General features: G+C 61.6%; 12 protein-coding genes. 11 read left to right on the top strand and 1 reads right to left on the bottom strand.

Translation table 11 applies throughout. From position 1 onward, the window contains the following. From QZ377_RS10600 to QZ377_RS10645, 10 genes are all read left to right on the top strand, one after another. On the top strand, positions 1–267 hold a 267-nt coding region (locus QZ377_RS10600), incomplete at its 5' end, for an RNA methyltransferase (protein ID WP_291441113.1). Positions 268–343: 76 nt separating this feature from the next. Continuing rightward, positions 344–691: a 50S ribosomal protein L19 gene (gene rplS, locus QZ377_RS10605; protein WP_291441114.1), complete on the top strand. Its 348-nt coding sequence runs from the start codon at positions 344–346 to the stop codon at positions 689–691. Between the two features lie 339 nt (positions 692–1,030). Further along, positions 1,031–1,699, top strand: coding sequence for a ribonuclease HII (locus QZ377_RS10610; protein ID WP_291441121.1), 669 nt, complete (start codon positions 1,031–1,033; stop codon positions 1,697–1,699). Between the two features lie 176 nt (positions 1,700–1,875). Beyond that, entirely contained in the window at positions 1,876–2,265 is a 390-nt protein-coding gene (locus tag QZ377_RS10615) for a YraN family protein (protein ID WP_291441122.1), read from the top strand. Next, on the top strand, positions 2,207–3,058 hold the full coding sequence (rsmI, locus tag QZ377_RS10620; protein WP_291441115.1) for a 16S rRNA (cytidine(1402)-2'-O)-methyltransferase: 852 nt from the start codon (positions 2,207–2,209) through the stop codon (positions 3,056–3,058). The genes QZ377_RS10615 and rsmI overlap by 59 nt, the downstream gene beginning before the upstream one ends. Positions 3,059–3,165: 107 nt before the next feature. Beyond that, complete coding sequence (locus QZ377_RS10625; RefSeq protein ID WP_291441116.1) at positions 3,166–3,915, top strand: PTS system mannose/fructose/sorbose family transporter subunit IID; 750 nt, start codon at positions 3,166–3,168, stop codon at positions 3,913–3,915. Positions 3,916–4,024: 109 nt separating this feature from the next. Continuing rightward, positions 4,025–4,315, top strand: a complete 291-nt coding sequence (locus QZ377_RS10630) for an HPr family phosphocarrier protein (protein ID WP_041724950.1) — start codon at positions 4,025–4,027, stop codon at positions 4,313–4,315. Between the two features lies 1 nt (position 4,316). Then, a complete protein-coding gene (gene ptsP / locus QZ377_RS10635) occupies positions 4,317–6,089 on the top strand; it encodes a phosphoenolpyruvate--protein phosphotransferase (RefSeq protein ID WP_291441117.1) in 1,773 nt (590 codons plus the stop codon). Continuing rightward, the gene (smpB, locus tag QZ377_RS10640) at positions 6,086–6,541 is read left to right on the top strand and encodes an SsrA-binding protein SmpB (protein WP_012625418.1); all 456 of its coding nucleotides are present in this window, start codon (positions 6,086–6,088) and stop codon (positions 6,539–6,541) included. Before ptsP ends, smpB begins: the two co-directional genes overlap by 4 nt. 242 nt (positions 6,542–6,783) lie before the next feature. After that, positions 6,784–9,621: a ComEC/Rec2 family competence protein gene (locus QZ377_RS10645; protein WP_291441118.1), complete on the top strand. Its 2,838-nt coding sequence runs from the start codon at positions 6,784–6,786 to the stop codon at positions 9,619–9,621. 79 nt (positions 9,622–9,700) lie between these two features. On the opposite strand, the gene QZ377_RS10650 is transcribed toward QZ377_RS10645, so the two are convergent. Continuing rightward, the gene (locus QZ377_RS10650; RefSeq protein ID WP_291441119.1) at positions 9,701–10,090 is read right to left on the bottom strand and encodes a helix-turn-helix domain-containing protein; all 390 of its coding nucleotides are present in this window, start codon (positions 10,088–10,090) and stop codon (positions 9,701–9,703) included. Positions 10,091–10,548: 458 nt separating this feature from the next. Here QZ377_RS10650 and QZ377_RS10655 point away from each other — a divergent pair. Further along, on the top strand, positions 10,549–10,837 hold a 289-nt coding region (locus QZ377_RS10655; protein ID WP_291441120.1), incomplete at its 3' end, for a flavodoxin family protein.

Genomic DNA, 10,837 nt, shown 5'->3' on the forward strand with positions numbered 1-10,837 from the left:
AGGCTGGTGGCAAGCTCCGCCGTCTGGCCCGGCAAGGGTAAAAAGCAGGCTCGCACAGAACCGCTCATGACCCCTCAACAGGTGCGGCAATGGTGCAGCCAGGGACCGGTCATGCTTTGCCTTGGCACAGCGCGGGGGCTTGCCCCCGAAGTGCTTGAACAGTGTGACGGTCTGCTTCGCCCTGTGCGGTTTTTGGGCTACAATCACCTTTCGGTGCGCAGCGCCGCCGCCATTCTGGCAGACAGAATTTTAGGCGACTACAGCTGATAAACAGGCGGCCTGAGCGCATCGGCGCCGCTACGCAACGACGCAACAATCCGCCCGGATTTGCAAGGAGTTCACGATGGATATCATCAAAAAGATTGAACGGGAAAACATGCGCATGGATGTACCCGCGTTTCGCTCCGGCGACACGGTGAAAGTACACCTGCGCATTGTGGAAGGCGAAAAACAGCGCATCCAGATTTTCCAGGGCAACGTCATCCGCGTCAAGCGCGGCACGACCTGCGCCACCTTTACGGTGCGCAAAATTTCTGACGGCGTGGGTGTGGAACGCATCTTCCCCCTTAACTCGCCCTTTATCGATCGCGTTGAAGTGGTCACCCAGGGCCGCGTTCGCCGCAGCCGCCTGTACTACCTGCGCGCCCTCAAGGGCAAAGCCGCACGCATCAAGCCGCGCGGCCGTTTCTGATAGCCTGCGGCATCAGAAAAAACACAGCGCCTTTTTTACGGCGCGCCGTGGGATGGCGGGCAACCGCTCCTCACGGCGCGCCTCTTACGCGTTGAGGCGCTCAACTTCAATGCACTTGTTTTGGAACAGTTTTACTTTGTATCTGCCCCCCGCTGCGAAAACACACGCGGGAACAGTCGCAAAAAATAACGTGGTGCGCACAGCCCGGCATATTGTGCCGTCCGCGCAGGCTTCACGGATGCTGTGTCTTCCCGCGCCACTCCCGCAGTTCGAAGAGTATCGCAAAGCCGCACTAAACAGGAACATGGCGTGAAAAAACATCGCTCCCATCAGCAAAGCCTGTTTGAACTGCCGGGCGTCCCTGTTGTTCCGGCCGCCGGGCAGACAGCCGGCATTGATGAGGCCGGGCGCGGCTGTCTGGCCGGGCCTGTGGTAGCCGGAGCCGTGATCCTGCCGTCAGAGTATGATCTGCCGGGCCTTGCCGATTCAAAGGCCTGCACCGCCCGGCAACGCTGCCTGCTCGCCCCGCGCATCAAAAAATGTGCGCTGGCCTGGGGACTGGGAATAGTCTGGCCCGGCCGCATTGACCGCATCAATATCCTTCAGGCCACCTTTGAAGCCATGAGCATGGCAGTGCGCCACCTGCGCATCACGCCGCAAATTTTGCTTGTGGACGGCAACAAGGTCATCCCCGAACCGTCACTAAAGCCGCAGTGGCTGCTGGCACATGGTGACACACTGCCGTTGCAGCGGGCCATTGTGGGCGGCGATGCGGTGGAACCGGCCATTTCAGCAGCGTCCATTCTGGCAAAAACCTGCCGTGATACCCTCATGACAAGCCTGGACAAACGCTGGCCCGGCTACGGTTTCGCCATCCACAAAGGCTACGGAACAAAGGAGCATTACGAGGCGCTGCGCCGCCTTGGCCCCTGCCCGCAGCACAGGCTGACCTTCCGGGGCGTCTGCGAAGGCGGCACAACCGTACAGAAGCAGGGCTGCCTGCTATGAATCTGCGCAAGCTGCTGCCCGCCTTTTTTGCCGGAAAATCAGGCAAAAATCCTTCAGAAGGCAAAACGCCCTCCTGCACGGTGAGCACGGCGCAAGACGCAACAGCCCCCAAATCCGCTAGGTCCGACAAATCCGCCAGGGCGGCTAAACCCGCTACCGCTCCTCCAGCCGCCCACCTGCGGCTCGGCAGCGCGGGAGAGGACGCCGCAGCCGAGCTGCTGACTGACGCGGGCTGCACACTGCTTGCCCGCAACTGGCGGCAGGCGCGGCTTGAGCTGGATATCGTCTGCCTTGACGGCGACACCATTGTTTTTGTTGAAGTAAAAACCCGCAGCAGCGAGCGCTACGGCGGTCCGGCGCATGCCGTCGGCCTGCCCAAGCAGCGCGTCCTGTGCCGCGCCGCCCGAGCCTGGCTGGCTGCGCACGAAGCATGGGACAAACCCTGCCGCTTTGACGTCATCTGCGTTCTGCGCAATGGCGACACCCTGCACCTGGAGCATTTTCGCCATGCCTTCGACTGCCCCCCGGCTCTGGATCGTAGCCACACCTCTTGGCAACCCTGGTGACCTTTCACCCAGGGCAAGCGCCGTACTTGCCGAAGCCGACCTCGTGCTGGCCGAAGACACACGCCGCACTGCCCGTCTCTTCCGCGAATGCGGCATCGAGGCCCGCCGCCTGCTGAGTTTTTACGACCATAACGAAGCCGAAAGGCAGGAGCAGGTACTGCGCGCCCTGCGTGATGGGCAGACCGTGGCCCTTGTTTCCGATGCGGGCACGCCGCTGCTGGCAGACCCCGGCTATCGCCTGGTGCGCGCCTGCCGTAAGGAAGGCCTGCCGGTCTCCCCCCTGCCTGGCCCTTCTGCTCCGGTGGCCGCCCTTTCTGCGGCGGGGCTGCCTCCCCTGCCGCACAGCTTTCTGGGTTTTCTGCCCCGCGATGCTTCCGGGCGAGATGCGCTTTTTACCGCCTTTGCCCATGTACCCGGCTCTCTCATATTTTTTGAACGCAAGGACAGGCTCAAGGAAAGCCTCGCCCAGGCGGCCCGCCTGCTTGGCCCCCGCGAAGTGGCGGTTTGCCGGGAATTGACCAAGGAGCACGAGGAATTTATACTGACCAGACTGGAGCACAGCGCCAGCCTGCCCGATGACCTGCTCGGCGAGATAACCGTTGTTGTCGGCCCCCCGGAGCAGGTGGAGCGCAGCCCCGAAACCGATGTTCTCGCCCTGCTGCGGCAGGAGGCGGAAGACGGCGGCAAGCCCCGGCAGGTGGCCCGGCGTGTGCAGGAGCAGGTGCGCGGCTGGAGCGTTAAAGAAATTTATGCCCTGCTCACATCGGCCCAGGGCAGCCCACACAACCATTAACTACCGCAACGCCACCGGCCCGGCAAAAATTCCGGAAACGGCGGCGTCAGGCCACGGCACGGCGGCATCCCAAACCGCGCCGGGCGGCATGCGGGCAGGATTGCCACATGTACCCCACACGCATTGCACTTGCCTGCCTGAGCCGTACCTGCTGCATTAACGCGGGTACAACCGCCAGAGGCATGCAGCAGGTCGGCCTGCTTTTTGTGCTGAGTCCCGCCCTGTGCTGGCTCTACCCCGAAGGCGAAGCCCGCGCCCGCGCCTTTGCCCGCTATGGCGGGCACAGCAATACACACCCCTTCATGATTCCGCTTTTTGTGGGCATTCTGCTTTCCCTTGAAGAAGAAATTGCCAAAGGGGCCTTGCCCGAATTCGCCGTATCATCGGTGCGCGAAACACTCGCCACCACGCTTTCCGCCCTGGGGGACTCTTTTTTCAGCGGCACGTTGCTGCCGTTGTGGGCGCTTCTGAGTGTAAGCCTGCTGCTGTCGGGCCATACAGCGCTGACGTGCATGGCTGCCGCGGCTTTTTTTCTCATCCTTCTGCTTTTCAGGGCCGGCAGTTTTTTTTCCGGCCTGCGCCACGGCATGCCCGTACTGGTGCGCCTCAAACGGCTCAACCTCATCAACTGGGTGGACAGGCTCAAGATGGTCAATGCCGTGCTGGTAGCCCAGGTAATCTGGCATCTGCCCCTGAGCCGCATCAAGCCCTTTCCCTGGGAGGTCTATATACTGGGGGCGCTGGCGGTGCTTATGGCTTCATGGATGGTAGCCCGCCTGCGGCTGCCGCGCATCCTGCTGTGGGCCATGACACTGGGCGCCCTTATTCTCATGGACGTTGACCTGATAGGTATGTAGTATGTGCCTGACCGGTAAAATGCGGGAGATTACATCAGGCGAAGCCGCCGTGCTGCGCCTTCACGCCCAACACACCTCGTCCGGCCTTATGGCCCGAGAAGGTGAGGAAATGGAAGAAACCATTGAAGAAACGCCACGCGGGCTGTCATTGAAGCTTTGCCTGGGCCTGCGCAACGGCCTGCATGCCCGGCCGGCGGCGCGTCTGGCGCAAGAAGCCCAGCGCTATGCCTCAACCATACAGCTTATCAGCGATACCGGCGAAGTTGACGCCAAAAGCATGCTTGATATTCTTTCTTTGGCCCAGCCCGCCAATGCGGAACTGACCCTTCTGGCGCAGGGGCAGGACGCCCGCGAGGCCCTTTACGGTCTGGCCCGCCTTCTTAACACCATGCAGGACTGACATGGCCCGCGCGGTACTTTTCGGCACCCCCGTTTCTCCCGGCATTGCCATTGGCCGGGCGCGCTTCATGCACAAGCTGCGGCAGGATGAAGAGCGGCATATCCTGCCCGCCGAAGTTTCCGCCGAGCAGGAGGCCCTGCGCGCCGCGGCTGAAGGCGTGCGCGCCTCGCTGCAAGCCACCATGGACAATGTGCCGGAAGACCTGGCCGAATACCGTGAAGTTATTGCCGCGCAGATGGAAATGGCCCGTGATGCCAAGCTGCTCAATGCCGCCCTGTCGCGTATAGAGCACAAGCTTATTGCGGCTCCCTGGGCCTTGCGCCTCACCGTGGAAGAACTGTGCGCCCTCTTCAGGGGCATGGATGATCCTTACCTGCGCGACCGCGCCCAGGATATCCGCGCCGTGGGCCTGCGCCTGCGCAAACATCTGGCCGTGGGACCGGCTGATGCCCCGGAGATCGCCGATCCCGGCGTTCTGGTGGCAGAAGACCTTTCCCCCGCCGACGTTATGGAGCTTAACCTGGACTGCGTGCTGGGCATCCTGACCACGGAGGGCGGCCCAACCTCGCATACGGCAATTCTTTCACGCAGCCTGCATATCCCCTGCCTGGCGGGCGTTACCGGCCTTGTGGCCGTGGCCAGAGACGACGAGCATGTCATTGTAGACGGCCTTGGCGGCTGCGTGCTGCTGGACCCGGACGAAGCCGATCTGGCCCGCTATGAAAACCGCCGCCGTGAATACATGGCGTGGGAAGAGCTTACCTTGCAGACAGCCCACTGGCCTGCCGAAATGTGCGACGGCGTGCGCGTGGTGGTGCAGGCCAACCTGGAAAGCAGCGACGAGCTTGCCTCGGCGCCGCGCAGCGGCGCAGACGGTGTGGGCCTGTACCGCACAGAGTTTGCCTATCTCAAAGGCCGTTTGCCCGATGAGCAAGACCTGTTGACAGAATATGCCACTGTGGCGCAAAAAATCGCTCCGGAGCGCGTGGTGTTTCGCACGCTGGACGTGGGAGCGGACAAAATGCTGCACGCCCAGGCAGCACTTAAAGAGCCAAATCCTGCCCTGGGCCTGCGCGGCATACGCTTCTGCCTGCGCCACCAGGGGCTTTTTCGCACACAGTTGCGGGCGCTCATGCGGGCAGGCGTACAGGGCAACGTGGCTATCATGCTGCCGATGATTTCCGGTCTGGACGAAGTGCAGCAGGTGCGCGGCATCATGCAGGAGCTGCATCAGGAACTGGCCGCCCGCGGCCTGCCGCACGCTCCCACCCTTCCGCTGGGCGTCATGATAGAAACTCCGGCGGCGGCCATCATCTGCGATGCCCTTGCCAGGGAATGCGATTTTTTCAGCATAGGAACCAATGACCTTATTCATTATATCATGGGGATAGACCGCAACAACCGTCATGTGGCCTATCTTAACGAGCCGCTGCACCCCGCCGTGGTGCGCTCGCTCAAACATATTATTGATGCCGCCCACCGTGAGGGCATAGGTGTTTCAGTTTGTGGCGAGCTTGCCTCCGACCCGTTGGGCATGGCCCTGCTGCTCGGCATGGGGGTGGATACCATCTCTGCCGCGCCGCGCTTTGTGCCGGGCCTGAAACACCTTATCCGCCAGCTCAAGTCCGAGACCTGCATGGAACTGGCCCACAGCGTGCTCATGAGCACCGATGTGGCCGCTTCACGCCGCATGGTGCGGGAAACCCTGCATCAGACCCTGGGACCGGAACTGGCATTTCATACCACAAGCCTTTTGACCCACAGCCAGCCATGAGCCAGAAAACATCTCCTTCCACCATTGCCGTCAATAAGAAGGCCCGCCACCTTTATGAACTTTCCGAGTTCACCGAGGCGGGCGTTGTACTTACCGGCCCCGAAGTTAAAAGTATACGCGCGGGCAAGGTCAACTTCGTCGACAGTTATGTGGACTTCCGCCGGGGCGAAGCCTGGCTGCTGTCGCTGCACATAGCGCCCTATTCCAATGCAGGCTATGCCCCGCAAGAACCGGAACGCGCACGCAAACTGCTGCTGCACCAGCGCGAGATAGCCAAGCTGTCGGGCATTGTGGCCCAGAAGGGGCTTACTGTGGTTCCCGTGCGGCTCTACCTCAAGCGGGGAAAAATCAAGGTTGAAATCGCCGTGGGCCGGGGCAAAAAGCTGCACGATCACCGCGAAAGCCTGAAACGCCGTGCTGAAGAGCGCGATCTGGCCCGCGAACTGTCGTAAACGCCTCGCCTGCGCAAAAACTGCCCGGCGTGGCTGATTGCCCGGACGGCAGGGCGGATACGCGCTGTTCCGCCGGATTTTGCTTGAGCGCAACCGGCTGCGCCGTATGAGGACAGAAAATATTTTCGCGCAGCGGGCGGCACACGTGCCCTGCGTCAATCGTGCGGGCGTTGCGACGCTTCGCATTGAGAGCATCGCATCCGCCAGAAAACGGAATGCTGCATGCTCTACAGAGCAAAAGCATGCGCCATCCACCACTGCAAGCCCCGCTGTTATGGCAGCTTTGCCTTTGTTTCTGGATAGGAGGCATAGCCGCCGCCGTATGGCCCTGGCAGTCTTTGCTGTGTCTTCTGCTGCCTGTTCTCGCAGATCGTCGCCTGTGGAAGGCGGGGCGCATTGCTTTCTGTATTCTGCTGGCCCTGGCCGGGCTGTTCACAGCCCGGTGGCAACTTTATGGCAGCCCCTGGCACGATAGCCTTCCTCCGGCTTCTCTACCATCCTGGCTGGCTGAAGCTCCCAAAGATATCCGCGTTTGCGCCACGGTGACCGACAGCCAGGGCCTGCCGGATCAGCGCCTGCGCCTGATTCTGTCCCACATGGCCCCTGAAGCCGCAGCCACGGCAGACGACGCGCCACGCCGCGCAAACCTGCACACAGCAGCCTCTGCCGCGTCCTTGCCCGGCCTTGTGGCCCTTACCTGGGAAAACCCCACATTACGCCCGTTGCCCGGCCAGACATTGTGCCTGGGCCGCCGCCCCATGCCCATGCAGGGCTTTGCCAATGAAGGGCAATCTGCCTGGGACCTGTGGTGGGCCGCACAGGATGTGCGCTGGCGCCTGTGGACGCAGGCGGAACGCGGTGAGCCGTCCGTTGCTGGCGAAGGAGGGCGCTCCGCCCGCTGGCGTGAATCCCTGCGCGAAAAATTTCTGGCGGCCCTGCAAGCTCCTGCCCGGCCGGGCGATCCTCTTTCTGCGCCATGGAGCGGCAGCCCCACGCCGTCTGACGGGCATGCTGCGGCCCAAGTGCAGACAAAAGAATCTTCCGGCGGGCATGCCGCATTCCGTGGCGAAATGCCGTCCGGCCATGGGACACCGTCCGGTCAGGAAGCCCTGAGTCAGGGCAAGGCCATTGTGCTGGCACTGCTCTTTGGCGACAGGCAATACCTTGCCCAGGCCACCCTGAACAATTTTGCCGCTGCCACCCTGGTGCACAGCCTGGCCCTTTCGGGCCAGCATCTTGTGGTAGCAGGCATGATCGGCCTGTTCTGCGTGCTGGCGGCATCACGCCTGCGGCCGGGAATCTACCTGCGTCGCCCCAAAGTCCTGTGGGTCATGCTGGCCTCGCTGCCGCCCGCCCTGGGTTACCTGTGGCTGGGTAACGCTCCGGCATCCCTGCTGCGCGCCACAGTCATGATGCTTGTGGCGGCCCTGTGGATGGCTGCCGGCCGCCCGCGCACCACCCTGGACGCCCTGGGCGCGGCGCTTCTTTGCATCACGGTATCCTTTCCCCTGAGCGTACTGGACACCGGACTGCAACTTTCAGCCCTGTGTGTGGGAGCCATCGGCCTGAGCCTGCCCTGGCTGCGGCGCATCGTTCCCCTGCCGGACCGTGGTGCGCCCGGCCCGCCCTTGCACGCCACTACATGGCTGCGTGCCCTCATGCGCATTTTTCTTGTTTCGCTGTTCATACAGATCGCTCTGCTGCCGCTCAACATGCTGCTTTTCGGCAATGCGGGCTTCTGGTTTCCCCTCAATGTGGCATGGCTGCCCGTGGCCGACCTGATCGTACTGCCCGCTGCCGTACTGGGCCTGCTGTGCGCGGCCCTTGGCTTTGAATCACCGGCGCGCCTGATTCTGGATGTGGCCGCCCTGCCCTGCCAGTGGCTGGTGGACTCTCTGGCCTGGCTGGCCGAAAGCGGTCTGCTGTCTGCCCCGGCCATGCTGCGTCCGCACTGGACCTCCCTGCCGGCCTTTGCGGCCCTGCTTACGGCTCTTGCTTTCATGGCCGGACGAAAAGCCATGCCTGCGGGAGCTGTGCGCCTGCTGCTGGCAGGGGGCGTATTATTGCTGGCAGGCCCGCTGCTGCGCGTGGAGCAGCGCCTTTCACCAGAAATACGGCTGGATGTGCTGGATGTGGGCCAAAGCCAGGCCGTGGCCCTGCGTTTGCCGGGGCATGTGCGCATGCTGCTGGACGGTGGCGGCAGCGCCTCGCCACGCTTTGATCCCGGCCAGGCACTGGTGGCCCCAGTCCTGCTCTATAATGATTCGCCCCGCCTTTCAGCCGTGCTGAACAGCCACCCCGACCTTGATCATATGGGGGGACTGATTCACATTCTTGAACATTTCAATGTGAACGCCCTGTTTGACAACGGACAGGACGGGCGCGGCAACAGCGGCTGGAGCGCCCTGTGGACACAGACCAGGCAACAGCACAAGGCCCGCCGCCTTGCGCAGGGCGACGTGTTGCAACTGGGCGACCCTGCCCACAACCTGCAACTGGAAATACTGCATCCGCCGCGCAGCGCCCTTACGGAAGAGCACTCGCCGTGGATCGGAAACAACGCCTCACTGGTGGCCCGCCTGACCCACAAGGGACGCGGCCTGGCCCTTATCCCCGGCGATGCCGAACGCCGTTCACTGCGGCATATGCTGGATCAGGGCATGGATTTGCGGGCAGAGGTTCTGGTTTTGCCGCACCACGGTTCGGACAGCAGCTATCTGGCTGATTTTTATAAGGCGGTGCAGCCCCGTGTGGCGGTGGCTGCCTGCGGCTTTGAAAACCGCTATGGCTACCCCGGCAAAAAAGTGCGTGCATGGCTGGACAAAGCCGGAATTCCCCTGCTGTTCACCGGGCGTGACGGGCAGGTCCAACTGACATGGCCCGGCAGTGGCATGCAGTGGAGCCCGGCCAAGAATGCGGAACGCGCCACGGTGCTACATATACAGACGCAAAGAGGCACTGCCGGGGCAAACCGTGCGATGCCGGGCGACATCGGGCAGGATCATGAAAAAAATCCCGCCAAAGACCATACAAAAGAAGGCGAGTTACGCGGCAAGGCTGATGGCGGGCAGGACGAATAGCGACAGTCCGCCCCTGTATGACTGCCGCGGCTGCGCAACATGACGGCAGTCTGATGGTCTCACTGAAGACCTCACGGCTTCATGTGCGCGATGTTCCGCTTTCCACGCTGCTCTCCAGATGCGCCTTGCCCCATTGGTACAGCTCTTTCAGGGCAGGCAGCAGCAACCAACCCTGCGGCGTCAGAGAATATTCCACGCGGCGCATGTTGCCTGCCATTTCTGTTCTGCAAACCAGGCCGTCATGTTCAAGCTCCTTGAGGCATTTGCCGAGCATCGTGTTGGTGATGCCCGTGACCTCGCGGCCCAGCGCATTGAAACCGCACCCACCGCTGTCAGCCAGATGCCAGAGAACAGGCAGTTTCCACTTGCCGCCAATGAGACCAAGGGCATGTATAAGGGGACAGGGAACGTCATAAACACTTTCGCGCGGCAATGCCGTGGCATAACCCACCGCTGGTTTTGTAAGCATGTCATGCTCCTCATAGCCGCATCGCGGCCCTTGTCGACAGACAATTACGTGCGGCGACATCTTGCTGCAATAACATTCATGCAGCCTCAGGGAAGAAAAAACTGCGTACTTGTTTTTTATCACGCAGATCAACTATGGTATTTCACCTTTGAGAATGTGCATTCTCAAAGGTGAGACTCGCTTGTCCCGGCGCTTGGCAGCACAAATTCATTGTGCTTGCGCCATCACGGTGGGCGTCTGCTCGCGCAGCCGCCAGAGCATTCTCAACGTGAAATGCCCTGGGCTGGCTCCAGACTGCACTGCCTGCGTAAGGCCCTCCGCCTTACGGCGCTCCGGCGCAGTTTTTACAAAAATCGGCACGCGACGAAATACATTTCGCCGCACCAGAAACTAGAAAAGCTCCTGCGCTGACAAGACGCTGCGCACACCATTTCAACCTCTTTTTATGGAGAAAAACCATGAAATTTTATGCTGTTAACGGAAGCCCCAGAAAAAAACGCAATACAGCCACGGTACTCGGCAAGGCTCTTGAAGGCATCACCGCGGCCTGCCCCGAAGCGCAGACAGAGATGCTGCATCTCTATGATTACAATTACAAGGGCTGTATAAGCTGCTTTGAATGCAAGCGGCTTGGCGGCAAATCCTACGGTCGCTGCGCCGTGCGCGATGAGCTGGCTCCGGTGCTGGAAAAACTCTCTCTGGCGGACGGCATCATTTTCGGTTCGCCCATCTATTTCCAAGGCATTA

Source organism: Desulfovibrio sp. (assembly GCF_019424165.1).
In the GTDB taxonomy this organism is placed as follows: domain Bacteria; phylum Desulfobacterota; class Desulfovibrionia; order Desulfovibrionales; family Desulfovibrionaceae; genus Desulfovibrio.